The following is a 24,796-nucleotide window of genomic DNA, read 5'->3' on the forward strand; positions in this document are numbered from 1 at the left end:
AAGCCCTCAGATAAAGGTGTCGCGCGCGCGCAATGCTTCAATGCGGTCATCGGGCAGCCAGCCGCGCAGCGCGTCGACGGCGTTGTCCGTGCTCGATGCCGCGGGCGGCTCGGGCGGCGCGGCGGGCGTGCGCGAAAAGCGCGGGCCGGGCGCCGGGTGCATCACGCCGTCGAGGTCGATGAACGTGCTGCGTGCCTTGATATGCGGATGGCTCGATGCTTCGTCGAAGTCGAGCACCGGCGCGAGGCAGACGTCCGTTTCGCCGAACCGCCGCGCCCACTCGTCGCGCGTATGTTCCCTGAACCTCGCGGCCAGCACCTCTTTGGCCTTCGGCCATTGCGCGCGATCCATCTGCTTTTGCAGCAGCGGATGATCCTGTAGCTCTAGCTTTTCAAGCAGGAGCCTGTAGAACTTGCCTTCGATCGGCGCGACGCTGACGTACTTTCCATCGGCGCATTCATACACCTCGTAGAAGTGCGCGCCCGTATCGAGCAGATTGGTGCCGCGTTCCTTGCCGAGCATGCCTGCCGCGTGCAGACCCATCGTCACCGTCATGATTGACGCCACGCCGTCCACCATCGCGGCGTCCACGACCTGGCCCTTGCCGGAACTGCGTGCCTCGATGATGCCCGCGAGCAGTCCGAACGCCAGATACAACGAGCCGCCCGCATAGTCGCCCAGCACGTTGAGCGGCGGCGTGGGCGCCTGCCCCGCGCGCCCCATCGCATGCAGCGCGCCGGTGATGGAGATGTAGTTCAGATCGTGCCCGGCCACCTGCGAAAGAGGGCCGTCCTGACCCCAGCCGGTCACGCGGCCATACACGAGACGCGGATTGCGCGCGAGACACGTATCGGGGCCCAGACCCAGCCGCTCCATCACGCCGGGGCGAAAGCCTTCGATCAATGCATCGGCCTGATCGATCAGTTCGAGCACCATCTCGACGGCGTCCGGGTCTTTCAGATCGACGCGGATGGACTTGCGGTTGCGCAGCCCCAGATCGAACTGCACGGGACGCGGCGCACCGAGGCCCGAAGGCTCCTTGCGGTCCACACGGATCACCGTGGCGCCGAGGTCGGCCAGAAACATCGCGGCCAGCGGCCCGGGACCGATGCCCGCGATCTCGACGACCTTGACGCCCGCGAGCGGTCCTCCCCGGGAAGGTGCGTCGGACATGATCAGATCACTCCTTCGTCGCGCAATTGCCGCAGACGATCATCCGGCAGCTTCAGCAAATCCCGATAGATCGCTTCGTTGGATGCGCCGAGTTCCTGCGCCGGCTGATCGAACTGCACCGGCGTTTGCGAGAACCGGATAGGCAGGCCCATGCCCATCGCGCCGACATCGGCGAGGCCCGGATGCTCGAGCTTCACCACGGCGCCGCGCGCCTGCAACACGGGGTCCTTGAGCACATCGAGCGGCGAACGCACAGGGGCCGCGGGCACGCCGCGCTTTTCCTGAAGTTCGCGAATCACTTCTTCCGTGCTGTGCTGTCGCGTCCATTCCTCGATGGTCGCGTTGATTTCGGTCGCGTGCTTCATGCGCGGACCGCGCGTCGCGTAGCGCGGATCGACGGCCATCTCGGGCTTGCCGATAGCCTCCATAAGATTGCGGAACCAGTCGGGCTGGAACGCCACCATGGCCACGTGGCCGTCGCGCGTGCCGTACACGCCGAACGGCACGAGGCGATCCTGAAAGTTGCCCGAGCGCTTCGGGTAGCCGTTCGCGAAGAACACATCGAAGTGCTCCTCGGCCACCATCGAGGACAGGCAGTCGAGCATGGAGACCTGCACCAGTTGCCCCTCGCCCGTGCTGCCGCGATGGATGAGCGCCGCGAGAATGCCATTGACTGCGTAGAGCGGCGCGACGAGATCGGCGATAGGCAGGCCCCAGCGCGTGGGCGGCCCATCGGCGACACCGGTTACGTCCATGATGCCGGAGAGCGCCTGCACGATGATGTCCATCCCCTTGAGATTGGGGTAAGGGCTCGGCTCGCCGAAGGCCTTGATCGATGCGTAGACGATTTTCGGATTGGCCTTGGGCACGCTTTCATAGTCCACGCCCAGGCGCGCCGTCACGCCCTCGCTCGCGTTTTCGATGACGACGTCGCATTCCTTGACCAGTTCCATGAAGAGCGCGAGGCCCTGCTCCGACTTCAGATCGAGCGTAATGCTCTTCTTGTTACGCGCGCGATTGAGGATGGTCAGCGACACATCTTCCTCGTGCCTGACACCGAAGTGGATGCCTTCCCTGCCCACATAGGGCGGGTTATTGCGCGCGATATCGCCGCCGCCGGGCGACTCGACGCGAATGACTTCGGCGCCCAGACCACCCAGCAATAGCGACCCGTAGGGCCCGGCCAGCGCCACGGTCAGATCGAGAACGCGAATACCCTGCAAGGGTCTTGTAGCTGACATGCTTGTCTCCTGAAGCAGCCGCCAATCCAGCCATTGACGGCCGCCAGTCTTATTGAACCGCCGTGCCTAGTAGGACTTCGGCAAGTCGAGCTTACGCTCCGCGATATTCGACAGGATAAGCTGCGGCGTGACCGGCGCGATGTAGCCGATCCACGCTTCCCGCATGAAGCGCTCGACGTGATACTCCTTCGCATAGCCGAAGCCGCCGTGCGTGAGGATCGAGGTCTGACATGCGTTCATGCAGGCCTCGGATGCCAGCAGCTTCGCTGCGTTCGCTTCGGAGCCGCAGGAGAGTCCCTTGTCGTAGAGATCAGCGGCGGCAAAGATCATGTGATTCGCCGCTTCCAGTTCCGCCCAGTTGCGCGCCAGCGGATGCTGAACGCCCTGGTTCTTGCCGATGGGCCGACCGAACACCACGCGTTCCTTCGCATATTGCGTCGCGAGCTTGAGCACCGCGCGGCCGATGCCGATCTGCTCGGCGGCAACCAGCACGCGCTCGGCGTTCATGCCGTGAAATATGTAGCTCAGACCCTTGCCTTCCTCACCGATCAGCGCGTCCTTCGACACCGGCAGATTGTCGATGAACAGTTCGTTCGTATCGACGGCGGCGCGGCCGAGCTTGTCGATCTCCCGAATATCGACGTAATCGCGGTCGAGCTTCGTGTAGAACAGGCTCAGCCCTTCGCTGTGCTTCTTCACCTGTTCGATCGGTGTCGTGCGCGCGAGGATCAACATGTGATCGGCGACCTGCGCGGTCGAGATGAATACCTTCTTGCCCGAGATGAGATAGTTCCCGTCGGCCTGCTTCTTCGCCGTCACTTTGAGCTTGGTGGTATCGAGACCCGTATCGGGCTCGGTCACGGCGAAACACGCCTTGTTCTCGCCACGCGCGAAAGGCGGCAGCCACGCTTTCTTCTGCGCTTCCGTGCCGAAATGCACGACGGGCTGCAAACCGAAGATGTTCATGTGGATGGTGGACGCGGCAGCCTGCCCGCCGCACTCGGCGACCGCGCGCATGAAGAGCGCCGCTTCCGTCACGCCCAGATTCGCGCCGCCCACATCCTCCGGCATGCAGATGCCGAGCCATCCGCCACTCGCGACGGCGTCGAAGAACTCGTGCGGAAACTCGTGATTCTTGTCCTTGTTGCGCCAGTATTCGAGCGGAAAGTCCGTGCAGATCTTCTGCGCTGCATCGACGATGGCATGCTGATCCGCGCTGAGTTGGTAGTCCATGGCCTAGTCCTTCTCGAAGTATGAAATCAGGCCTTGTCGGCGGGACGCAGCATCATCAGACCGGTGCGAAGAGCGGTGCAGACGATCTCGTCGCGCTGATTCCGGGCAATGTGCCTGAAGGTCACGATGCCCGAGTCCTTGCGGCTTTTCGACAGACGCGTCTCGACAATCTCGGTCTCGACGCGGACCGTATCGCCATGAAAAGTGGGCTTGGGGAAGGCGATTTCGCCGAAGCCGAGATTGCCGAGCGTGGTGCCGAGGGTGGTCTCATACACGGTGATGCCCGCCACCAGCGCCAGCAGAAACATGCTGTTCACGAGACGCTGGCCGTACATGGTGTTCTTGCTGTATTCGGCGTCGATATGCAGCGGCGCGCAGTTGTACGTCATGGCCGAGAACAGGATGTTGTCGGTCTCGGTCACGGTGCGGCGGATGGCATGTTCGATCACCATGCCAGGCTTGAATTGTTCGAAGTAAAGGCCAGCCATTTATCTGTCTCCTGAGATTCGGTGAGCAATCAGCCGTTGAACGACTGTGCGAGTTCGATGATTTCGCGCGCCGTCTTGGCATGAGCAATGTCGATGTGTTCACCGTCGTAGATGCACGATGCGCGGCCTTCGGCCTGGGCTTTGTCGAGTGCGTCGATCATCCCCTGATAGAACGCCACCTCTTCCTCGGCAGGGCTATAGGTCCGGTTGACGATCTCGACGTTGGAGGGATGCAGCACCAGTTCCCCGCTCATGCCCAGTTGCCGGTCGTTGGCCGACGACACCTTGAGCCCGTCGAGGTCGTGCACCTGTTGCCAGACGCCGCCGATGGGCAGCTTGCCCGCAGCGCGCGCGGCCATGACGATGCGCGACTTGAGGTATTGGGTCTCGCGGCCGTCCAGCGACCAGACGGTCTTTAGCGCACGGGCCACGTCGGCGTTCTTGGCCGTTGCGCCGACGATGGCGGGCACGCGTTCATGCTGGGCGATCTCGTACGCCAGTTGCAGCGAGCGCGCCGTTTCCAGCAGCGGAATCACCTTCGTATGACCCACTTCCACGCCGGCACGGAACTCGGCCTCGGCCAGCATCGATGAAACGGTATGAATGTCTTCCGGGCCGCAAGGCTTGGAGATGACGATGCCTTCGACTACGGCACTGACGATAGCCAGAATGTCTTCGAAGTCGTACAGATGCGCGCTGCGGTTGACGCGCACCCACACACGCTGTTTCTGCTCCGCCAGCCATGTCAGCTTCGACCTGACGATCTCGCGCGCTTCGGCTTTCTGCGCGGGCGGCACGCTGTCCTCCAGATCCAGGATCAGCGCATCGGCTCTGGAATTGATGGACTTTTCGATCCACGTCGGCTTGTTGCCCGGAACGAAGAGGAAGGAGCGTATGGGTTTCATCTGGGTGGTCATCACTGTCTCGGTCTGTAGATTTACCTAACGATTGATAGTTAGTTTCCTCCTCACGCCGAGGTAGTGTCATTTGGGGTTTACACCGACATCGATCGGCGCATGACACCAGGCCACCAACCCTCATGGATAACACTCATGGAACATCCTCAAAACACCGCACAAACTATCTAACATTAATTAGGTAAAAGCGTTTTCATCCTGCGTGCCGGCGCTCGCGTCATCCGAGTTGCCTATCGAATGCCCGGCACATCGCCTTGCAGAACTCACGACTTTTGAATGCTCTTACTGGAGGAGAAATGAGAAACGCCATGAACGACATGCCGTCCGACGCCGCCGGCGCCACCGCTCAAACGCCGCTACATCTATCTCGCGATCACGTGATCCATGACAGCGGACGAGCGTGGTATGTGCTCGTGATGCTGACGCTCGCGTATTCGCTCGCGTACATCGATCGACAGCTTCTCAATCTGCTGGTCGAACCGATCAAGCGCTCGCTCGTCATCTCCGACACGCAGTTGAGCCTCGTTCAGGGCGTCGCTTTCATTGCCGCGTATATGGCCGCATCGCCGCTGTTCGGGCGGCTCGTCGATGTGACCAACCGGCGCAATCTTCTCTTGGTCTCCATCTGTCTGTGGTGCGCCTTCACCGCACTGTGCGGCAATGCGGATACGTATCGAGGGCTGTTCCTCGCGCGTCTTGGCGTTGGCGCCAGCGAAGCGTGCGTGTTCCCGCTCGCGCTATCGATGATCGCCGACTGCTTTTCGGCGAAGAAAATGCCGCGCGCGATGAGCATATTCATTCTCGGCCCGATGCTCGGCGGCGGGCTCTCGCTCGTCGCGGGCGGCTTCGTGATCGAATTCGCACGCGCCTTTCATGAACACTTTCCGATCCTCACGCAGTTCCAGACCTGGCAACTCGCGTTCGTCATCATCGGGTTGCCCGGGATGCTTTTTGCGTTGCTGGTGCTGCTTACCGTGCGCGAACCGGCACGCAGCAGCGTGATGAGCGCGCGCGAAGACGAGCGGCAGTTCTCGACAGGCGCTTCAGCGAGCTATCTCTGGCAGCGACGCGGGTTTTACGCTCGGATTCTGCTCGGCGTCGGCATGCTTGCGATCGTCGTGCTCGGCATGCCCGCATGGATGCCCACGTACCTGATTCGCACGCATGGCATGCCCGCCTCGCTGGTCGGATTTCGCTTCGGCGGGCTGGTCGTGGTCTTCGGCATTGCCGGCGCGTTGACCGGGCCGTGGGTCGCGCGCCAACTCGAAAAGCGTGGCTATGAAGATGCGCCGCTGCGAACCGCGGCAATCTCCATGATCCCGATGATGCTCTGCTGCGCGAGCATTCCGTTCGTACCGGGAACGACCGGTGCGCTGGCCGCGGCGGCCGGCATCGTGTTCTTCTTCAGCCTGCCCACTGGATGCATGGCCGCGGCGTTGCAGCTCGTTGCGCCGAGCCGCATGCGTGGCACTGTCGGCGCGATTTATTCGTTCGTCGCTCAACTCGTTGGCTTCGGCGCGGGCCCGACGCTGATTGCGCTCATCACCGATCGTGTATTCCAGAATCCGAAGATGGTCGGACATTCGATCGCCATCGTGTGCGCGATTGCGTCCGCGATCGCGGCGTGGTTGCTGATTACCGCGCTGCCGCACTATCGGCGCTTGCTGGCCGAAGAACGGGCGGCTCAGGTGCGCTGAACGAAGGTCTTATCGACGCGATCAACGACACGTTCCAAAGGCATTCATCCGCCAGCCGTCCCGCGAAGATCGAGGTCCGCGCGCGACGGCCTGACGACAGCGGCTCAGGACTAAGCAGCCACTTCCTTCTTGCGCGCGCGCCGCCGCGGCTTGCCCGGCGGCTGCGCGCCCTCGAAGAACATCGTGATGAACTGATCGACGATTTTTTCGAGCGATCCCTTCTTCGGATCGAACCATGTCTGAACCGAATTGATGAAGCCGAGGACATAGACACGGCTCAGCGCGATATCGATATCCTCGCGCAAAAAACCTTCCGCGCGCAGATCGTCGAAGACGGTGGTCCACAGCCGCTGATGCCGCTCGCGCCGTTTGATCTGACGCTCGCGCACCTGATCCGGCAACTGGCTCAGCAAGCGGCCATGTGCGAGCGCGTAATCGCCGAACTTGATCAGCGCACTCATCTGACCGATGACCGCCGCCCTGAAGCGGTCTTCGGCGTTAGCGTTCTCGGGCAGCGCGCCGAAGTGCTCGTTGATGTGCTGCACGATGCTGTCGGCGCCGTGCTCCATCACCACATCGACGAGTTCTTCCTTCGACGAAAAGTGATAGTAGATGCTGGCGGCCTCGATGCCGGCCTGATCCGCAATCGAGCGCATCGTCGTTGCCGTGTAGCCCTGCGTCGCAAACGAGCGTGCCGCCAGCCGAAGCAAGGTCTCTCGGGTATCCGCGCTGGGATTTACATTTTTCTTTCGCACGTCTGTTCCTACGTCTCTGTCCAGTTTCCACACCGACTCGCGGGCGCTCATGACGACCTAATGTTCGTTTGAGAGATTACCGCATTTCTTTTGGACGAGCCAGCGCGTTCACAGTACGGAACGCGCCGCTGCGAGCGACTGGAACACAGACGCATCTTCGGCGGAGTCCGGCTTTACACCCGCCCTTTCCACGGCACCATCGCTTTCTCCAGATACCGCATCAGCATATCGAAGCACAGCGCGAAGAAGCCGATGACGATGATCCCCATGATCACGACATCGCTTGCCAGAAACTCTGCCGCGTTCAACACCATGAAGCCGAGGCCGCGCGTCGATGCGACCATTTCCGCCGCGACGAGCGTCGTCCAGCCCACGCCGATGCCGATACGCATCCCCGTGAAAATCTCCGGCAGCGCCGACTTGAGAATCACGTGGATGACGACCTGCGTGCGCGTCGCGCCCATCGAATAGGCCGCGTGAATCTGCTCGATCGATACCGAGCGCACACCCGCGCGCGCGGCGATCGCGAGCGGCGCGAAGATCGCGAGATAGATCAGAAAGACTTTCGAGAACTCGCCGATGCCGAACCAGATGATGATGAGCGGCAGATACGCGAGCGGCGGCAGCGGCCGGTAGAACTCGATCGGCGGATCGAACACGCCGCGCGCGTGCCGCGAGACGCCCATCATCACGCCGACGGGAATCGCCGTGACGCAGGCGAGCGCGAACGCGCCGAACACGCGCAACAGGCTCGCGACGATATGTTCGGCGAGCGTCGAGTTGGCGAAGCCTTCGCTCGCCACCGAGATGAACTTCGCGAACACCGCTTGCGGCGACGGCAGAAAGAGCGGCTTGATCCAGTGCATGCCGGTGATCAGAAACCAGCCGGCCAGCAGCACGGCGACGGTCGCGATGCTCATCGCGAGACTGCTGCCGTAGCCCGGCACGCCGAACGTGTCGCCCGGTTTCACCGGCTTTTTCTTCGACTGCCGCGCGGGTCTGCCGGGTGGACGCCGCGATGCGCCTAACTCCCGTTCGATCGCGGGACCGGCCACGGTCATCGATGCTCGCTTATCCATGATGCAACTCCTCGGCGGCGTGATGCGCGGCGCGTTCGTCGCCGTAGATGATGCCGAGCACGCGCTCGCGCATCTCGATGAAATCGGGACTCGACTTGATCGCGCGCGCGTCGCGGGTGGCGAGGAAGCGGCGGTTGAAATCGAGATCGTAGCTATGCGTGATGCGGCCCGGACGCGGCGACATCACGATCAGCCGGCTCGCCAGAAAAAGCGCCTCCTCCACGCTGTGCGTGATGAAGAACAGCATCTTCTGCGTGCGCTGCCAGACATCGAGCAGCAGTTCCTGGATGGTCTCGCGCGTGAGGGCGTCGAGCGCGGCCATCGGCTCGTCCATCAGCAGCATCGCGGGATCGCAGGTCAGCGCGCGGGCGATGCCCACACGCTGCTGCATGCCGCCCGACAACTGATAGATCATGTGCCTGTGGAAGTCCTGAAGGCCGACCAGCGCGAGGTTGCGTTTCGCGATCTCCTCGCGCTGCGCCTTCGGCACGCCCTGCAGCTTCAGCCCGAAGGTGGCGTTGTCGAGCACGTTGAGCCACGGCAGCAGCGCATGCTTCTGAAACACGACGCCGCGATCGGCGCCCGGTCCTTCCACCGGCCGGCCGTTTAGCAGCATCTCGCCCGACGATGGCGCGATGAAGCCCGCCATCAGCGACAGCAGTGTCGTCTTGCCGCAACCCGACGCACCGAGCGCGACGACGAATTCGCCGTCGCCGATGGTGAGATCGATGCCATCGAGCGCATGCACGCGCTCGCCCGGGCGTCGTCCGGGAAACATCACATTGACGTTCTTCACCTGCATGCAACCCATATGTCCTCCCGGACTCGGATGTGGCAAGGGCAAGCGGCGCGTGCCCGGGTCAGGCTCACTTCAGCTTTTCGGCGGCCTCGACGTATTCGGCCGTCACGTACTTCGAATAGTCCGGCAGCACCGCGTTGACCCGCTTCTGCTGCTTCAGGAAGTCCGCCGTGTCCTTCAGCGCGAAGGCCGCGCGGCTCGATGCGCCGCCGCCGAGCCACTGCTTCGACGCCTGCTCCTGCGCCGACGGATAGCCGTACAGCGCGAGCGATTCCGGCACCTCGGCGGGCGTCCCGCCGATCGTCTTCGCGATCGCCGAAGCCTGTTGCGACTGCGCGCTCCACTTCGACGGATCACTGCGATATTGCTGGTCGATATCGGAAATCGCCTTGACGAACTTCGCCATGAAGTCCTTGTGCGCCTCGCCCCACGCGCGGTCCACCGCGATGCCGTCGAAAGTCGGCTTGCCGAGCTTCGAGAGATCGCCCGACGTGATCAGCACCTTGCCGCTTTTCTTCAGTTGCGAGAGCGCCGGATCCCACACATAGGCGGCGTCGATGTCGCCACGTTCCCATGCGGCCGCGATCTGGTTCGGCTGCATGTTGAGAATCTTCACGGAAGACGGATCGATGCCCCAGTGCTGCAGCGCAAACATCGTGTGATAGTGCGTCGTCGAAACGAACGGCACGCCGATGGTCTTGCCCTTCAGATCGGCCGGCTTCTCGACGCCCGAGCCGTTGCGCACGATCATCGCCTCGGCCTCGTTGATGTTGTCGAGAATCCAGAAGAGCTGCGCATCCACGCCCTGACTGACGGCGGCGGCGAGCGGACTGGAGCCGATCACGCCGATCTTGACGTCGCCCGAGGCCATCGCGGTCGCCACTTTCGCGCCCGATTCGAACTGGCGCCAGTTGATCTTGTAGCCGGTGGCCTTCGCGATCGAGCCATCCGCGATGCCGACGACCCACGGATCGACGATCTGCTGGTACGCGATCGTCACTTCCTTGTCCTCGGCATGCGCGGTCTGTGCGACGCCCCACGCGCACGCGGCGATCGCAAGCGAGGCCAGCGCGCGCGCCGGCGCGAACGTTCGAAGCAGCTTGCCGGACAGCCTTTTCAAGCCGGAGACGCGGATCGTTTTCATGAGCTTTCCTGGAGAAGTGGAGAATCGGGAACGCCTGCGCGCGACGCTCCCTTTTCCGGTGCAGGCTCGTTGCGCGTGCAGCGAACCGATGCCCGAGTATCCACAGCGAAAAATCCGGAAAGTTAGTGCCAGACGGAACCAATCGTTGGGTCCACATCGAGGGCGCCGTTTGCCGGCGCGCCGCCGCCGCGCTTCATTTATGTTGGCGGATCATACATAGCCCGATACGCGTCGCGCGGATCACGTCGGCCTACGACTTCCTTTGTCCTACCTATAATTGTGACGGGCCGTCGCCTTGCGATGGCCCGGTCAAACTTCACATTCTTGGCACTTATGGTCAGGCCAAGATTCTTCGAGAATTGCCTCACGCAATAGGACAGAGGCGAGCACCTTCAGGCAAGGCCGCACTCGCCCGGCTCCTCGCATATCCCTCATTTTTCTTCGGGAGATTAGCCATGAAGATCGTCGTAATGGGTGGGTCCGGCCTGATCGGATCGCGTGTCGTGACCTTGCTCAAGGAGGCGGGCCACGAGGCGCTCGCCGCGTCGCCGCGCAGTGGCGTCAACGCCGTTACCGGCGAAGGGCTCAGCGATGCATTCGCCGGCGCCGATGTCGTCGTGGATGTGACGAACGCGCCCTCATGGGAACCGCAAGCGGTGCTCGACTTTTTCAGCACTTCGGAGCGCAACCTCGCGACGGCCGAAAAGGCGGCGGGCGTGCGCCATCACGTCGCGCTCTCCATCGTCGGATGCGACCGCACGCCGGAGAATGCGTATTTCGTCGCCAAGGTCGCGCAGGAAAAACTCATCGAAGCATCGGGCGTGCCGTATTCGATCGTGCGCGCGACCCAGTTCATGGAGTTCATCGGCGGCATCGCCGATTTCAGCATGGTCGATGGAACCGTGCGACTCGGCGATGGCTTGTTTCAGCCGATCGCCGCCGACGATGTCGCCGGCTTCCTCGCGCAGATCGCGTGCGGCTCGCCGCTGAACGGCATGACCGATATCGCCGGCCCGGACCGCGCTCCCTTCGCGGACATCGTCGGACGTTATCTGAAGTCGGTGGGCGACACCCGCCCGGTTGTCACGGACAGCGAGGCGCGCTACTACGGCGGCCGTGTCGAGGAACAATCGCTCGTGCCGCTCGGCGACGCGCGGATCGGCCGCGTCAGTCTCGAGCAGTGGCTGGCGCAGGCGAAGAAGGCCTGATCCCGGGTTCGTGAACCCTAATTTTTCGAGTAAAGCATGAGCACAGCACGTAAGGTCGTCGTCGTCACCGGCGCATCGCAAGGAATCGGCGCCGAAGTCGTCAGGGCATTCCGGAAGCTGGATTATCGAATCGTCGCTACTTCACGTTCGATCAAGCCGTCGGACGATGAGAACATCCTGAGCGTCGCCGGCGATATCGGCGACCCCGCAACCGCCCGCCGCGTTATCTCGGAAGGCGTCGCCCGCTTTGGCCGGATCGATACACTCGTGAACAACGCGGGCATCTACATCGGAAAGCCCTTCACCGAACATACCGCCGAAGACTACGCCGCCGTGATGCATGTGAACATGGCGGGTTTCTATCACATCACGCAACTCGCGATCGCACAGATGGAAAAGCAATCGGGCGGCCATGTGGTGACGGTCACGACCAGCATCGATCACGCGGCGATGAGCGGAATCTATTCGGTGCTGGCGGCGCTGACGAAGGGCGGCCTGAACGCGGCAACGAAGTCGCTCGCGATCGAATACGCGAAGAAGGGCATTCGCGTGAACGCCGTCGCGCCGGGGATCATCAAGACGCCGATGCACGCGCACGCAGACCACGAAGCGCTGGGCGCGTTTCATCCGCTTGGACGCATGGGTGAGACGAGCGATATCGCCAGCGCTATCGTCTTTCTCGATTCCGCGCCTTTCGTCACCGGAGAGATTCTGCACGTCGATGGCGGGCAGAGCGCGGGGCGTTGAGATGGGTCTTTCCGGAAGCCGGCGAGACGGCCCCGCGCGAATTTTGCGAAGCTAGAATGGGACGACTCACCATCCGACGCCACGCCGCCGGATGGCGTTCCTCTCTCGCGGGGCATCCACATGACAGCACCGATTTCCCTCGTCCTGTTCGATATGGAAGGCGTCCTGTCCCACTACGACCGCGCGGTGCGCGTCGATCATCTGGCGGCGCTTTGCGAAAGACCTTCCGAAGCGGTGCGCGAAGCGATCTGGGGCTCGGGTCTCGAAGCTCGCGCGGATAGCGGCGAAATCGATGAAGACGCGTATCTCGCGATGCTCGGCGATCTGCTCGACTGCCCGATCAGCCGCGACATGTGGCTGGCATCGCGCCGCGCATCGATCACGCCCAATCTCGATACCATCGATCTGGCGGCGAGCGTCGCGCAAAACCATGCGGTCGCGGTGCTGACCAACAACTGCCGTCTGGTCTCCGATCACATCGGTTACCTGAATCCGCCGGTCGCGCGGGTGTTCGGACCTCACGTCTATGCGACGGCGTCGTTCGGTTCGGCGAAGCCGGCGGCGCAGGCTTATCTTCGATGTCTCGAACTGCTCGGCGCGCGGGCTTCGGAGACGTTCTTCATCGACGACTCGGATGCGAACGTGAGCGGCGCGCTCGATGCGGGACTGATCGCGTACAAGTTCGTCGATGCCGATGCTCTCGCAGACGAGTTCAAGCGCAGGAAGCTGATTTAGGACACGGCATTTCACGCCTTCATCAAGCAAGCCGAAAGCCCAAGGCAGCCGACCCGAAAGCTTGCGCGCGAAACCACACAAAAGACGTGCCATCCGGGCTTCATTTGCACCAACTGTGTTGACTTCCCTCAAGAAGCGCGCCTACAATTTTTTCATCTTCACGAAGGGGCTGATGCCTTGGACAGCAGCAGTAGTCGATCATCGAACAGATTCGCCGCCTAACCGGCCGGACGTCAGCGCAGCCTTTCCCAAGCCGCCGTCCCGCCAGTAGCGGACGGTGCGCGTCGCAGTAGTTTTCCCCGTGCACCTCTCTTAAGCGCCTCACAGGCGACGCTCACGCGCGCCCGTCTGGCAATTCGCCGCGTCCACGCGCGGCGGCCTGCGCGCGCCCGCTGCAAGCGCGCGTGAACGTGTGCGCAGTCCCAGATTACGGATAACAATAATGTCCACGCCATCGAACATTTCATCGCCAGGCAGCGCCGCGGCCGAACGCAGCGCCGTCCTCGATTCGGCCCATCTCGGCGACATCAAGGGCGCGTTCGGCACCATCGCGCATCACGACACAGCGCCCCGCCGCAACTGGTGGGCGCGCGTGCGGACCCTGCTCGCGATCATCGGCCCCGGTCTCATCGTGATGGTCGGCGATAACGACGCCGGAGCGTTCGGCACCTATACGCAGGCGGGGCAGAACTACGGCACCACGCTGCTCTGGACCTTGCTGCTGCTCGTCCCCGTTCTCTTCGTCAATCAGGAGATGGTGCTGCGTCTGGGCGCGGTGACGGGCGTCGGCCACGCCCGGCTGATCTTCGAGCGTTTCGGCAAGTTCTGGGGTGCGTTCAGCGTCATCGATCTGTTTATCCTCAACGCGCTGACCATCGTCACCGAGTTCATCGGCATCACGTTCGCGCTCGATTTTCTGGGCGTCTCGAAGATGGCGGGCGTCTGCATCGCGGCGGCGCTCATCATGGCCGCGGTCAGCACCGGCAATTTCAGGCGTTTCGAGCGCTTCGCTCTCGTGCTCTGCCTGTTGAGTCTGCTGCTGGTTCCCGTGCTCGTGTCCGTGCATCCGCCCGTCGGCCAGATGTCGCGCGACTTCTTCGTGCCCAACTGGCCGTCCCATGCAAAGCTCTCCGACGTGATGCTGCTCGTCATCGGCATCGTCGGGACGACCGTCGCGCCGTGGCAGTTGTTCTTCCAGCAGAGCTATGTCGTCGACAAGCGGATCACGCCGCGCTTCATGCAGTACGAGAAAGCCGACTTGTGGATCGGCATCGCCTTCGTGCTGATCGGTGCGGTCGCGATGATCTCGTTCAGCGCCGCGCTGTTCGCCGGCCACCCCGAGTTCGGACAGTTCACCGACGCGGGCGGCGTGATCGCGGGGCTGGAGAAGTATGTCGGCCGGACGTCCGCGACCATCTTCGCCGTCGCGCTGCTCGACGCATGCATCATCGGCGCCGCCGCCGTTTCGCTGTCGACTGCATACGCGATCGGCGATGTCTTCAAGATTCGTCATTCGCTGCATCGCGGCGTGTCCGATGCAAAGGGATTCTATTTCGTCTATTTCGGGATCATCGCGGCAGCGGCGGCACTCGTACTCATCCCCGGAAGTCCGCTGGGCCTGCTCACGGAGGCGGTGCAAACGCTCGCCGGTGTGCTGCTCCCGAGCGCGACGGTCTTCCTGCTGCTGCTGTGCAACGACCGCGCCGTGCTCGGTCCCTGGGTCAACTCCGGCGCGCTCAATGTCTTCACCGGCGCGGTGGTGTGGGTGCTGGTGATGCTGTCCATCGTCCTGACGGCGTCGGTCGTGTACCCGGACATCAGCGGCGAAACCATCGGCATGATTCTCGCGGGCGGTACGGTTGTCGCGCTTGCCGGTTATGCGATGATCTTCTTGCTCCGTGCGCGCAAAGGCCGGCACGAAGCGTTCGGCTTCGAATCGAACGTGCAACTGCGGCACTTGCGCGACACGTGGCGCATGCCGCCGCTCGATCAGTTGGAGAGGCCCCGGCTCACGTTGTCGAGCCGGATCTGGATGACCGCCTTGCGTGGTTACCTCGTCATCGCCGTGGGACTCGTTGTCGTCAAGGTCGTGCAGATGATGCTGATGAAGTGACCCGCCGCAATCCCGATATCACAAAGGAAACCATGAGATCACTCGTTCATCGAGCCTGCGGTCATCGCGATAAAAAGCTCGCGCGAATATCGGTGGGCGCGGCCTTGCTGATCGCCGCGCTATCGACCAGCGCGCGCGCCGACGATGCGCAGGATTGCCACGCGGCCGGCGGCTCGCTGCTGACCGGTCGCGCGGTGTCGCCTCCGACGTTCAAGCATGGCATGTTCCGTCACGGCGTGGAGCTGTCGCATACGCATCTGCGAATCAAGGGCGATGCCGACGGCAAAACATACGATATCGCGATCGACAACGTCTTCGCGTCGGGCTATCAGAAGAACAGCAAGGGCGTGCCCGCTCCGCTGAACACGATCAAGGTCGGCGACAAGATCGAAGCCTGCGGCATTCCGTACAGCGGCGGCATTCACTGGGTACACAACAATTGCGGGGACACGCCCACGACGTCCGATCCCAACGGCTGGCTCAAGATCGTTCAGGCGGATGGAAGCGTCGGACCGAACCTCGAGGATGGCCAGAAGTATTGCAGCCTCTGGCCGCATCGCTGAAGCGCTTCCTTTAGCGAGGCTGTTCGATGAACGCTTCGAACGCTGCCTTGTAATCCGGATGCCAGCGCGACAAGGCTGGCCGATTTTCCACGACATCTCCGATGGCCCACAACATGCGGCGCTCGTCGAGCGAGCGCGGCACATCGTTATCCGGACACAGGATGTAGAAGTCGCCTGCATCCAGACGCTGCAACATGAAGTCGACGGTCTGCTCGGGCGTCCATGCCGCGGCGGGCTTTTCCGTCCGATGCCTGCGCGTCAACTCCGTGAACACAAAGCCGGGAATCAGCAAATGCGCGCTGATGTTGCAGCCGGCGGTATTGCGCAGTTCGTGTTGCAGCGCTTCCGTGAATGCCTTCAGTCCGGCCTTCGAAACGTTGTACGCCGGATCGCCGGGCGGTGTCGTGATGCCTTGCTTCGAACCGGTATTGATCACGAGCCCCGGACGTCCGCGCCGGATCATGTCGGGCACGAAAACCTGCGTCCCGTGAATGGCGCCCCACAAGTTCACGCCCAGCACGCGCGTCCAGTTCTCGACGGGACCGAAAATAGTGCTGCCCGGCTGAATCCCGGCGTTGTTCATCAGGACGTCGACGCCGCCGAATCGTTCGACGACGGCCGCGTGCAGGCGACGGACATCGTCGATGACGCCGACATCGGTTTCGAATCCGAAGACGTTTTGTGCGCCGCCCACGCTCACTTGGGCGATGTGCTCCACGGCTTGCGCGATTCGATCGGCATCGCGGTCCGCAATACAGATACGAAGTCCGAGCTCGGCGAACCGCTTCGCCGCAGCGAGACCGATACCCGACGCGCCACCCGTGATGACGGCAACCGCGTCTCTCGTCAGAGCAGAATGAGACATGTGTCGATATCCCTGTTGTGCGCGGGCGCTGGCACGCGCACCGCGGCGATTCCGGTGAAAACAAGGGTAGCACGCCAGCGCGCGGTACACCGCGCATGCGTCGGCTTTCTGTATGGCGCCATCGGTGGCATCATTGCCGTATCGGCGGACACGCAATGCATCGCCGATGACAACCCGTTCGCGCGGCACTGGCTCGGAGGTCGCACATGTCCGTCTTTCTCGAAGTCGAGCACGTCACAACCTATCGCTACCGCAAGCCTGTCGAGTTCTCTCCGCATCGCGTGATGTTCCGGCCACGCGCCGCGCACGACATCCGCGTGCTGTCGGCGACGCTGGAGGTATCGCCGCACAGCTCGCAGCACTGGATTCACGACGTGTTCTCCAATTCGGTCGCGGTCGTCGAACCCCGTGTGCCCGCCGATGTGCTGGAGCTTCGCGCGCGTTTCGTGATCGAGCATTTCGGCGTCAAGAATCTGGAGTTGCCGGTCGTCCCCGAAGCCGAGAATTACCCGTTCCAATACAACGACGAGGACCGGCTCGATCTGGCGTCCTTCCTGCCGCCGCAATATCCCGACGATCAGCCGATGCTGCGCGACTGGGTGACGCAGTTTCTCCCCAGGCGCGGCACCATCCATACGCGCGACATCCTCGCGAACATCAACTCCGCCATCCGCGGCGACTTCCAGTACCAGTCGCGCGACGCGATGGGCACGCAGCGTCCATCCGAAACGCTGAACCGGCGCAGCGGCACCTGTCGCGATTTCGCGCTGCTGATGATCGAGGTGGTGCGCGGACTGGGACTGGCCGCGCGCTTCGTGTCGGGTTATCTGTACGACCGGACGCTCGACACGCCCGCCCCGCCCGCAGTGCGCAACACCGGATTGCAGCAGGGCGCGCGGCAGGTCGAAAGCCGCGATGAGCCGCTCGTCGTCGGCGCGGGCGCGACGCACGCATGGCTGCACGTCTTCCTGCCGGGCGCGGGCTGGGTGCCGTACGATCCGACAAATTCGCTCGTCGGCGGAACCGATCTGATCCGCGTGGCGTACACGCGCAAGCCCGAACAGGCCGCGCCCGTGTCCGGTTCCTGGTTCGGCGACGCGGCGGATTTCATCGGCATGGACGTGAGCGTCGGCGTGCGGCAAATCGAGCGGCCGGCGGAACCGGTGCCGATCGGCGAAAGCGTCTCGAACCAGGCCTGAGGCTCGCGGCTGGTTGCGTCAGCGCCCTGCCCGCGCGCGCATCGATTCGCCGACCGCATCGCGCACACACGCCGACATCCATTCCGATGCACGCGTGCGCGCCGCCCGCGCGGGCCGCGCGATCACCAGCGGCTGAATTACCGTCGACTCCTGAATCCGGCATTCGACCACGAGCGGCGATTGCGTCGCCGCCGGGCTTTGCGTGATCAGCAGCGACACGCCGAGCCCGCTCGCGACCATCGCTCTGACCAGTTCGATCGACGCGGCACGATGCACCACATTCGGCGACAACCCGCATTGCCAGAACGGCGTCATCAGAAAATCGCGGCTCTGCGGCAGGTCGATCAGGATGAAAGGCTCCGCCGCGAGATCGCGAAGCGAGATGGCGCGCTTGCGCTTCGCGAGGCGTGAACCGGCGGGCACGAGCCCGTACGGCCGCAATTGCGCAAGACAGTCGCGCTCGATGTCATCGCCCAGCCCGACGTCGTACATCAGCGCGAAATCGATCTGTCTCTTGCGCAGCCACGATTCGAGCTGCGGCAAATCTCCTTCGACGAAGCGAACCCGCAGCCGCGGATGCCGCTCCCGCGCAAGCGCCAGCGCGCGCGGCAGATAGACCGGCGCGATGGTGCGAAAGACGCCGATCTGCACCTCGCCGCCTTCCTCATCGCCGACATCGTCGGTCGAAAAAGCCGCCGCCGATGCCAGCAGTTGCCGCGCCTCCGCGAGCTTGCGCTCGCCGAATTGCGTGAGCGTCATGCGCGTGCCGGCCCCGCGCGTGAACAGCGGATCGTCGAAGAGCGCTTCGAGCTCGCGGATCGCAACCGAGATGGACGGCTGCGACACGCTCATCTGATTCGCCGCCGCGGTCGTGCTGCCGAGTTCCGCGGCGGCGACGAAATAGCGAAGCAGCCTGAGTGACAAAGCCATATGAAAATCGTATAGGCGTTAATTTATTCCGATATTTTATCTAATTACCCGGCGCGACCAGAATCATGACACCGGCCGGCTTTGGCCGGACCTTCAGGAGACGATGTCGTGACTGTGTCCAGGCTGCCGCTCGACGGCATACGCGTGATCGATTTTTCCCGGGTGCTGGCGGGGCCGCTGTGTTCGGCGCTGCTCGGCGATCTCGGCGCCGATGTCATCAAGATCGAGCCGCCGGGCGGCGACGACTATCGCGCGATCGGTCCGTTCGCGCACGGCGAGAGCGGCCTGTTCAGTGCGATGAATCGCAACAAGCGCAGCGTCGTCATCGATCTGAAGACCGAAGACGGGCAGATGCTCGCGCAATCGCTGTGCGCGCAGGCGGATGTCGTCGTGGAGAACTTCCGCCCCGGCGTTGCCGGGCGGCTCGGCATCGGATACGAGACCTTGTCGGCGCGCAATCCGGCGCTCGTCTATGCGAGCGTGTCGGGCTTCGGGCAGACCGGCCCCGAATCGCACCGGCCCGCCTACGACATCATTCTGCAAGCGCTTTGCGGGCTGATGGACGCGACCGGCGCGCCCGACGGCGAACCGACGCTCGTCGGCGATTCCGTGTCGGACGTCGTGAGCGGCATCTTCGCGTCCTGGGGCGTGCTGGCCGCGCTCGTCGCACGCGATCGCACGGGCAAGGGCACGCATGTCGACGTATCGATGTTCGACGCCACGCTGAACCTGACCGCGGCGCTCGTCGCCCGCTATGCGGCCACGGGCGTGGCGCAATCGCGCGTCGGCAATCGCCATCCGACATCCGCGCCGTTCGGCGCGTATCGCGCGTCGGACGGCCACTTCGTCGTCGCGGTGCTCAACAACAAGCTGTTCGCCCGGCTCGCCGATGCGATCGACCAGCCCGAACTCGCCGACGACCCGCGCTTCGCGAACGACACCTCGCGCTGCGCGCACGAAGCCGTTCTGCGTGCGTGCATCGAGCGATGGGCAGCGACGCGCTCCGTCGCCGAAGTCAACGCCGCGCTGAGCGCCGCGGGCATTCCCGTCGCGCCGATCCAGAGCATCCAGCAGGCGCTCGACAGCGATCACGCGCGGTTGCGCGGCGTGCTCGTCGATACCGTCGCAGCCGATGGATCGACGATGCGCCTGCCCGCGCAGCCGCTCAAATTCTCGGCGTATCCGAACCCACGCACGACGCGCGCGCCGCGCATCGGCGAACACACCGCGTCGGTCCTCGAAGACCTGCTCGGCCTCGACACGACAGCGATCGCCACGCTCGCCGCGTCCGGCGTCGTGCATACCGGCGAACCCGACATCATCCAGGAGAAAGATCTTGCTTAAGCGACTGGGCGTCACCGACGCCGACCTCGAAATCGCGGACGCGATTCGCCGTTTCGCGCACGCCGAACTCGCGCCGCACGCGGCGCAGGTCGATCGCGAAGAAATCCCGACGACGCGTTATGTCCATGCACTCGCCGAACTCGGCGTGATGGGCATGAACTTGCCCGAACGCTGGAACGGAATCGGCGCGTCGCCGGCGGCGATCATTCTCGCGCTCGTTGAAATCGCGAAGGCGTGCGCGGCCACGTCGTCCATGATCGGCGCGCATTATCTCGCGACCGATTCGATTCTCATCGGCGCATCGGATGAACTGCGCGACCGTTATCTGCCGGACGCCGCGACCGGCGTGAAACTCGGCGCATTCGCGCTGACCGAGCCGCAGGCAGGCTCCAATCCCGCGGGCATGACGACGCAAGCCCTGCGCGACGGCGACAGCTATCACATTCGCGGCGTGAAGCACTTCATCTCCAACGCCGACGCGGCGCAGTTCATCGTCGTCTATGCGAAGACCGCGCCCGGTCCGGGCACACGCGGCATCAGCGCGTTCGTGGTCGATCGCGACACGCCGGGCGTCACCGTCTCGCCGCCGGAAAAGCTGATGGGCATTCACGGCGCGCCCGCGCATGAAGTCGCGCTGGATTGCGTGGTGCCCGCCGCGAACCGGATCGGCGACGAAGGCAGCGGCTTTCGCACCGCGATGAAAGTGCTCGACAACAGCCGCCTCGATGTCGCGGCGACGAGTCTCGGCATCGCCGAAGCAGCATTCTGCGATGCCGTCGAATGGGCGAAACAGCGGCACGTCGGCGGCGAGCCGCTCGCGAACAAGCAGGGCTTGCAGTGGTCGTTCGCCGACATGAAGACGCGTCTCGAAGCGGCCTGGCTTCTGACGCTTCAGGCCGCCGCGCGCCGCGCCGCCGGTGAATCGTTCACGGAAATGGCGTCGATGGCGAAGCTCTACGCATCAGAGATGGTGTCGTTCGTCACGGACGCCGCATTGCAGGTTCACGGCGGCTATGGCTTCACGCGCGAGATGAGAATCGAGCGCCTCGTGCGTGACGCGCGCATCCTGCGGATCTACGAGGGTTCGTCGGAGATTCAGCGCACTGTCATCGCCCGTTCGCTGTTCGCTTGACACTACATCGGGAGACGAATCGTGAAGGTTCTTGTAGCAGTCAAACGCGTCGTCGACGCGAATGTGAAAGTGGGCGTGAAGTCCGATCAATCCGGCGTGGATATCGCGAACGTGAAGATGTCGATCAATCCGTTCGATGAGATCGCTGTCGAAGCCGCCGTGCGCTTGAAGGAGGCCGGTGTCGCGATCGAAGTGATCGCCGTGTCGTGCGGTGTCGCGCAGTCGCAGGACACGCTGCGCACGGCGCTCGCGATCGGCGCGGACCGCGCGATTCTGGTCGAATCCAGCGCGGAGTTGCAGCCGCTCGCGGTCGCCAAGTTGCTCAAGGCGCTGGTCGACAAGGAGCAGCCGCAACTCGTCATCCTCGGCAAACAGGCCATCGACGACGATTCGAATCAGACCGGCCAGATGCTCGCCGCGCTCGCCGGTCTGCCGCAAGCGACGTTCGCTTCAGGCATCGCAGTCGATAACGGCTTCGCGATGGTCGAGCGCGAAGTGGACGGCGGCGCGGAAACCTTGTCGCTGAAACTGCCCGCCGTCATCACGACCGACCTGCGCCTCAACGAGCCGCGCTACGTCACGCTGCCGAACATCATGAAAGCGAAGAAGAAGCCGCTCGCTACGGTTCGGCCCGGAGAACTCGGCGTCGATGTCACGCCGCGCCTGCAAACGCTCAAGGTCACCGAGCCGCCGAAGCGCGCGCCCGGCGTGAAACTGCCCGGCGTGCCGGCGCTGATCGACAAGCTCAAGACCGAAGCCAAGGTCCTTTGACGGAGACAGGGAAATGACGATTCTGGTTATCGCGGAACATGGCAACACGTCGGTCAATGCGGCGACATTGAAGACCATCGGCGCGGCGCGGAAGATCGGCGCGGATATTCATGTGCTGATCGCCGGTCATCACGCGCACGGCATTGCAGAAGAGGCGGCGAAGATCGCGGGCGTGTCGAAAGTGCTGCTGGCCGATGCGCCGCAACTCGAAGCCGGCCTCGCGGAGAACATCGAAGCGACGGTGCTGCCCATCGCCGCGAACTACTCGCATATCCTGGCGCCCGCGACGGCCTTCGGCAAGAACGCGATGCCGCGCATCGCCGCGAAGCTCGATGTCGCGCAGATCAGCGACGTGACCGCCATCATCGCCGACGACACATTCGAGCGCCCGATCTACGCGGGCAACGCCATCGCCACGGTGCGATCGACCGATGCGGTCAAGGTGCTCACGGTGCGCGCGACGAGCTTCGATGCCGTATCGGCGGAAGGGGGAAGCGCTTCGATCGAGCGCATCGAAGCGGCTGCTGATCGCGGGCTGTCGCGCTTCGTCAGCCGCGCAGCGACGAAGCTGGAGCGCCCCGAACTGACGAACGCCGGCACCATCGTGTCGGGCGGACGCGGCCTCGGCAGCGGCGAGAACTACGCGAAGATGCTCGAACCGCTCGCCGACAAACTCGGCGCGGCGCTGGGCGCATCGCGCGCCGCCGTCGATGCGGGCTTCGTCCCGAACGACTATCAGGTCGGGCAGACCGGCAAGATCGTCGCGCCGCAGTTGTATGTCGCCGTCGGCATTTCGGGAGCGATCCAGCATCTCGCCGGCATGAAGGATTCGAAGGTGATCGTCGCGATCAACAAGGATCCGGACGCGCCGATCTTCGGCGTGGCCGACTACGGTCTCGTCGGCGATCTGCACGACATCGTGCCGGCATTCGTCGACGCGATCTGAATCCGCACACATCTTTCTCACGAAGTGCCTTACCGCTCAGGAGACGAGCATGGAACGCAACACTTCAGCACCCGCCGCGAACGCCTCGCTGATCGAGCGCCGCTCGATCGACTATATTCCCGACGCGGAGCGCCACGGCAGCCTGTTCAGCCAGTTCACCCTGTGGTTCGGCGCGAATCTGCAGGTCACGGCGGTCGTCGTCGGCGCGCTCGCGGTCGTGCTCGGCGGCGATGTGTTCTGGTCGCTGATCGGGCTGCTCATCGGCCAGGTCATCGGCGGCGCGGTGATGGCGCTGCACGGCGCGCAAGGCCCGCAACTCGGCCTGCCGCAGATGATCTCCAGCCGCGTGCAGTTCGGCGTGTACGGCGCGATCATTCCGCTCGTGCTCGTCTGCGTGATGTATATCGGTTTTTCGGCGGGCGGCACGGTGCTCGCGGGACAGGCCATCGGCGCGCTCCTGCATACGGACAACACGACATCGATCCTGATCTTCGCGGCGCTGATCGTGCTGCTCACCGGTTTCGGCTATCGCGTCATTCACGCAATGGGCCGCGTGTCGAGCATCGTCGGCACGCTCGCGTTTCTGTATCTGTTCGCGAGCCTGCTGCACGGCCATGCGCCCGAGACGCTGCTCTCGAACCGGCACTTCACCGTGGCTTCCTTTCTGCTGGCGATTTCGCTGTCGGCCTCGTGGCAGATCGCGTACGGGCCGTATGTCGCGGACTATTCGCGCTACCTGCCGAAGTCGACTTCCGCGCGCAAGACCTTCTTCGCCGTGTTCAGCGGCACCGTGATCGGCGCGCAGGTATCGATGACCTTCGGCGTGCTGGCCGCCGCGCTCGCCGGCGAGCGCTTTTCGGGGCACGAGGTCGGTTTCATCGTCGGACTCGGTGCGACGGGCGCGATTGCCGCCGTGCTCTACTTCACGATCGCGCTCGGCAAGCTCACGATCACCACGCTCAACGCCTACGGCAGCGTGATGTCGGTCGCGGCGATCGTCACCGGCTTCGGCGGACAGCGCGAGATCTCGTCACGCACGCGGCTCGTCTTCGTGCTGCTGAGCGTCGCGGCATCGAGCGGACTCGCGCTCGCCGGACAGCACTCGTTCCTGAAGGCGTTTTCTTCGTTCCTGCTGTTTCTGCTCGTGTTCTTCACGCCGTGGAGCGCGATCAATCTCGTCGATTACTACTGGGTCACGCGCGAGCGCTACGACGTGCCCGCCCTCTTCGATGTCAATGGCCGCTACGGACGCTGGAATGTCACGGGCATCACGGTCTATGCGCTCGGCGTGCTCGTGCAGATGCCGTTCGTCGCGACCGGCTTCTATACCGGAGCGTGGGTCGATGCGCTGGGCGGCGTCGATGTATCGTGGATCGTGGGCATCGTCGTGCCGGGCATTCTGTATTACGCGATGTCGCGGCTCGGGCGATCGCAGGTGCCGGAGCGTGTCGCGTCCGAAGCGATGCCCAATGCGGATTAGCCTCGCCTAAATCTTCTGCTTGTCTCCGCGATAGATGATTTCGACATTCTCCGGCGAAGGCGTCAGAAGCAGGAGGCCGACGAACACGATGATCGGCGTGATGAACAAGCTCAGAAGAAACGTTCCGAGATAGCCAAGATGCGTGCGCCGGCCGCGATACGCGACGAGCAGGCTCAGAACGATATAAACGAGGCTGGGAATCACAATCATGATGGCCTCCCGTGATCGTCGCGGCTG

24 protein-coding genes are annotated in these 24,796 nt (G+C 63.5%); 12 read left to right on the forward strand and 12 right to left on the reverse strand.

Features of this window, described 5'->3' with window-relative positions; translation table 11 throughout:
- Positions 1-6 precede the first annotated feature (6 nt).
- From IAG25_RS04185 to IAG25_RS04205, 5 genes are all read right to left on the reverse strand, one after another.
- Positions 7-1,173 (reverse strand): CaiB/BaiF CoA transferase family protein, encoded by a 1,167-nt coding sequence (locus IAG25_RS04185; protein WP_187603649.1) that lies wholly within the window; start codon positions 1,171-1,173, stop codon positions 7-9.
- Between the two features lie 2 nt (positions 1,174-1,175).
- Entirely contained in the window at positions 1,176-2,414 is a 1,239-nt protein-coding gene (locus IAG25_RS04190; protein WP_187603650.1) for a CaiB/BaiF CoA transferase family protein, read from the reverse strand.
- A gap of 66 nt (positions 2,415-2,480) precedes the next feature.
- A complete protein-coding gene (locus IAG25_RS04195) occupies positions 2,481-3,647 on the reverse strand; it encodes an acyl-CoA dehydrogenase family protein (RefSeq protein ID WP_035499048.1) in 1,167 nt (388 codons plus the stop codon).
- Positions 3,648-3,673: 26 nt separating this feature from the next.
- Positions 3,674-4,135 carry a MaoC family dehydratase gene (locus tag IAG25_RS04200; protein WP_035499049.1) on the reverse strand — a complete coding sequence of 154 codons (462 nt, stop codon included), beginning with the start codon at positions 4,133-4,135 and terminating at the stop codon, positions 3,674-3,676.
- Between the two features lie 29 nt (positions 4,136-4,164).
- Positions 4,165-5,052 (reverse strand): HpcH/HpaI aldolase/citrate lyase family protein, encoded by an 888-nt coding sequence (locus IAG25_RS04205; RefSeq protein WP_187603651.1) that lies wholly within the window; start codon positions 5,050-5,052, stop codon positions 4,165-4,167.
- A gap of 296 nt (positions 5,053-5,348) precedes the next feature.
- On the opposite strand from IAG25_RS04205, the gene IAG25_RS04210 reads away from it, so the two are divergent.
- Complete coding sequence (locus IAG25_RS04210; RefSeq protein ID WP_187603652.1) at positions 5,349-6,749, forward strand: spinster family MFS transporter; 1,401 nt, start codon at positions 5,349-5,351, stop codon at positions 6,747-6,749.
- A 110-nt stretch (positions 6,750-6,859) separates the two neighbouring features.
- On the opposite strand, the gene IAG25_RS04215 is transcribed toward IAG25_RS04210, so the two are convergent.
- From IAG25_RS04215 to tauA, 4 genes are all read right to left on the reverse strand, one after another.
- The gene (locus IAG25_RS04215) at positions 6,860-7,459 is read right to left on the reverse strand and encodes a TetR/AcrR family transcriptional regulator (protein WP_255503502.1); all 600 of its coding nucleotides are present in this window, start codon (positions 7,457-7,459) and stop codon (positions 6,860-6,862) included.
- A 218-nt stretch (positions 7,460-7,677) separates the two neighbouring features.
- Positions 7,678-8,583 (reverse strand): ABC transporter permease subunit, encoded by a 906-nt coding sequence (locus IAG25_RS04220; protein WP_222946351.1) that lies wholly within the window; start codon positions 8,581-8,583, stop codon positions 7,678-7,680.
- Complete coding sequence (locus IAG25_RS04225; protein ID WP_187603654.1) at positions 8,576-9,394, reverse strand: taurine ABC transporter ATP-binding protein; 819 nt, start codon at positions 9,392-9,394, stop codon at positions 8,576-8,578. Before IAG25_RS04225 ends, IAG25_RS04220 begins: the two co-directional genes overlap by 8 nt.
- Before the next feature lie 55 nt (positions 9,395-9,449).
- Complete coding sequence (gene tauA / locus IAG25_RS04230; protein WP_187603655.1) at positions 9,450-10,526, reverse strand: taurine ABC transporter substrate-binding protein; 1,077 nt, start codon at positions 10,524-10,526, stop codon at positions 9,450-9,452.
- A 455-nt stretch (positions 10,527-10,981) separates the two neighbouring features.
- Here tauA and IAG25_RS04235 point away from each other — a divergent pair, with 455 nt between their 5' ends.
- From IAG25_RS04235 to IAG25_RS04255, 5 genes are all read left to right on the forward strand, one after another.
- A complete protein-coding gene (locus IAG25_RS04235) occupies positions 10,982-11,734 on the forward strand; it encodes an SDR family oxidoreductase (RefSeq protein WP_187603656.1) in 753 nt (250 codons plus the stop codon).
- A 36-nt stretch (positions 11,735-11,770) separates the two neighbouring features.
- Positions 11,771-12,481, forward strand: coding sequence for an SDR family NAD(P)-dependent oxidoreductase (locus IAG25_RS04240; protein ID WP_187603657.1), 711 nt, complete (start codon positions 11,771-11,773; stop codon positions 12,479-12,481).
- Positions 12,482-12,601: 120 nt separating this feature from the next.
- Positions 12,602-13,216, forward strand: a complete 615-nt coding sequence (locus tag IAG25_RS04245) for an HAD family hydrolase (RefSeq protein WP_187603658.1) — start codon at positions 12,602-12,604, stop codon at positions 13,214-13,216.
- A 442-nt stretch (positions 13,217-13,658) separates the two neighbouring features.
- Positions 13,659-15,329, forward strand: coding sequence for an NRAMP family divalent metal transporter (locus IAG25_RS04250; RefSeq protein ID WP_187603659.1), 1,671 nt, complete (start codon positions 13,659-13,661; stop codon positions 15,327-15,329).
- Positions 15,330-15,361: 32 nt separating this feature from the next.
- Positions 15,362-15,892 carry a hypothetical protein gene (locus tag IAG25_RS04255; protein ID WP_255503503.1) on the forward strand — a complete coding sequence of 177 codons (531 nt, stop codon included), beginning with the start codon at positions 15,362-15,364 and terminating at the stop codon, positions 15,890-15,892.
- A 10-nt stretch (positions 15,893-15,902) separates the two neighbouring features.
- Here IAG25_RS04255 and IAG25_RS04260 read toward each other — a convergent pair whose 3' ends face one another.
- Positions 15,903-16,757 (reverse strand): SDR family NAD(P)-dependent oxidoreductase, encoded by an 855-nt coding sequence (locus IAG25_RS04260; protein WP_187603660.1) that lies wholly within the window; start codon positions 16,755-16,757, stop codon positions 15,903-15,905.
- A 206-nt stretch (positions 16,758-16,963) separates the two neighbouring features.
- Between IAG25_RS04260 and IAG25_RS04265 the strand changes: the two genes are divergently transcribed.
- Complete coding sequence (locus IAG25_RS04265) at positions 16,964-17,956, forward strand: transglutaminase family protein (protein WP_187603661.1); 993 nt, start codon at positions 16,964-16,966, stop codon at positions 17,954-17,956.
- 18 nt (positions 17,957-17,974) lie between these two features.
- Here the strand turns inward: IAG25_RS04265 and IAG25_RS04270 are convergent, their stop codons facing one another.
- Entirely contained in the window at positions 17,975-18,886 is a 912-nt protein-coding gene (locus tag IAG25_RS04270) for a LysR substrate-binding domain-containing protein (RefSeq protein WP_187603662.1), read from the reverse strand.
- Between the two features lie 108 nt (positions 18,887-18,994).
- Here IAG25_RS04270 and IAG25_RS04275 point away from each other — a divergent pair, with 108 nt between their 5' ends.
- Genes IAG25_RS04275 through IAG25_RS04295 form a run of 5 tightly spaced genes read left to right on the forward strand, consistent with a single transcriptional unit; the run spans position 18,995 to position 24,559 of the window.
- Complete coding sequence (locus IAG25_RS04275; protein ID WP_187603663.1) at positions 18,995-20,230, forward strand: CaiB/BaiF CoA transferase family protein; 1,236 nt, start codon at positions 18,995-18,997, stop codon at positions 20,228-20,230.
- Positions 20,223-21,362 carry an acyl-CoA dehydrogenase family protein gene (locus IAG25_RS04280; protein WP_187603664.1) on the forward strand — a complete coding sequence of 380 codons (1,140 nt, stop codon included), beginning with the start codon at positions 20,223-20,225 and terminating at the stop codon, positions 21,360-21,362. Before IAG25_RS04275 ends, IAG25_RS04280 begins: the two co-directional genes overlap by 8 nt.
- 21 nt (positions 21,363-21,383) lie before the next feature.
- A complete protein-coding gene (locus IAG25_RS04285; protein WP_187603665.1) occupies positions 21,384-22,133 on the forward strand; it encodes an electron transfer flavoprotein subunit beta/FixA family protein in 750 nt (249 codons plus the stop codon).
- A 13-nt stretch (positions 22,134-22,146) separates the two neighbouring features.
- Positions 22,147-23,079 (forward strand): electron transfer flavoprotein subunit alpha/FixB family protein, encoded by a 933-nt coding sequence (locus IAG25_RS04290; protein ID WP_187603666.1) that lies wholly within the window; start codon positions 22,147-22,149, stop codon positions 23,077-23,079.
- A 49-nt stretch (positions 23,080-23,128) separates the two neighbouring features.
- Positions 23,129-24,559 carry a purine-cytosine permease family protein gene (locus tag IAG25_RS04295; protein ID WP_187603667.1) on the forward strand — a complete coding sequence of 477 codons (1,431 nt, stop codon included), beginning with the start codon at positions 23,129-23,131 and terminating at the stop codon, positions 24,557-24,559.
- Between the two features lie 6 nt (positions 24,560-24,565).
- Here the strand turns inward: IAG25_RS04295 and IAG25_RS04300 are convergent, their stop codons facing one another.
- Positions 24,566-24,769, reverse strand: coding sequence for a hypothetical protein (locus IAG25_RS04300; protein ID WP_187603668.1), 204 nt, complete (start codon positions 24,767-24,769; stop codon positions 24,566-24,568).
- Between the last annotated feature and the right edge of the window lie 27 nt (positions 24,770-24,796).

The organism is Caballeronia sp. EK, assembly GCF_014384845.1.
Lineage (GTDB): Bacteria > Pseudomonadota > Gammaproteobacteria > Burkholderiales > Burkholderiaceae > Caballeronia > Caballeronia jiangsuensis.

What these genes read in the sequence shown, in the direction of transcription:
- IAG25_RS04185 (WP_187603649.1), bottom strand. Translation starts at nt 1,173, where the DNA reads ATGTCCGACGCACCTTCCCGGGGAGGACCGCTCGCGGGCGTCAAGGTC.
- IAG25_RS04190 (WP_187603650.1), bottom strand. Translation starts at nt 2,414, where the DNA reads ATGTCAGCTACAAGACCCTTGCAGGGTATTCGCGTTCTCGATCTGACC.
- IAG25_RS04195 (WP_035499048.1), bottom strand. Translation starts at nt 3,647, where the DNA reads ATGGACTACCAACTCAGCGCGGATCAGCATGCCATCGTCGATGCAGCG.
- IAG25_RS04200 (WP_035499049.1), bottom strand. Translation starts at nt 4,135, where the DNA reads ATGGCTGGCCTTTACTTCGAACAATTCAAGCCTGGCATGGTGATCGAA.
- IAG25_RS04205 (WP_187603651.1), bottom strand. Translation starts at nt 5,052, where the DNA reads ATGACCACCCAGATGAAACCCATACGCTCCTTCCTCTTCGTTCCGGGC.
- IAG25_RS04210 (WP_187603652.1), top strand. Translation starts at nt 5,349, where the DNA reads ATGAGAAACGCCATGAACGACATGCCGTCCGACGCCGCCGGCGCCACC.
- IAG25_RS04220 (WP_222946351.1), bottom strand. Translation starts at nt 8,583, where the DNA reads ATGGATAAGCGAGCATCGATGACCGTGGCCGGTCCCGCGATCGAACGG.
- IAG25_RS04225 (WP_187603654.1), bottom strand. Translation starts at nt 9,394, where the DNA reads ATGGGTTGCATGCAGGTGAAGAACGTCAATGTGATGTTTCCCGGACGA.
- tauA (WP_187603655.1), bottom strand. Translation starts at nt 10,526, where the DNA reads ATGAAAACGATCCGCGTCTCCGGCTTGAAAAGGCTGTCCGGCAAGCTG.
- IAG25_RS04235 (WP_187603656.1), top strand. Translation starts at nt 10,982, where the DNA reads ATGAAGATCGTCGTAATGGGTGGGTCCGGCCTGATCGGATCGCGTGTC.
- IAG25_RS04240 (WP_187603657.1), top strand. Translation starts at nt 11,771, where the DNA reads ATGAGCACAGCACGTAAGGTCGTCGTCGTCACCGGCGCATCGCAAGGA.
- IAG25_RS04245 (WP_187603658.1), top strand. Translation starts at nt 12,602, where the DNA reads ATGACAGCACCGATTTCCCTCGTCCTGTTCGATATGGAAGGCGTCCTG.
- IAG25_RS04250 (WP_187603659.1), top strand. Translation starts at nt 13,659, where the DNA reads ATGTCCACGCCATCGAACATTTCATCGCCAGGCAGCGCCGCGGCCGAA.
- IAG25_RS04255 (WP_255503503.1), top strand. Translation starts at nt 15,362, where the DNA reads ATGAGATCACTCGTTCATCGAGCCTGCGGTCATCGCGATAAAAAGCTC.
- IAG25_RS04260 (WP_187603660.1), bottom strand. Translation starts at nt 16,757, where the DNA reads ATGTCTCATTCTGCTCTGACGAGAGACGCGGTTGCCGTCATCACGGGT.
- IAG25_RS04265 (WP_187603661.1), top strand. Translation starts at nt 16,964, where the DNA reads ATGTCCGTCTTTCTCGAAGTCGAGCACGTCACAACCTATCGCTACCGC.
- IAG25_RS04270 (WP_187603662.1), bottom strand. Translation starts at nt 18,886, where the DNA reads ATGGCTTTGTCACTCAGGCTGCTTCGCTATTTCGTCGCCGCCGCGGAA.
- IAG25_RS04290 (WP_187603666.1), top strand. Translation starts at nt 22,147, where the DNA reads ATGACGATTCTGGTTATCGCGGAACATGGCAACACGTCGGTCAATGCG.
- IAG25_RS04295 (WP_187603667.1), top strand. Translation starts at nt 23,129, where the DNA reads ATGGAACGCAACACTTCAGCACCCGCCGCGAACGCCTCGCTGATCGAG.
- IAG25_RS04300 (WP_187603668.1), bottom strand. Translation starts at nt 24,769, where the DNA reads ATGATTGTGATTCCCAGCCTCGTTTATATCGTTCTGAGCCTGCTCGTC.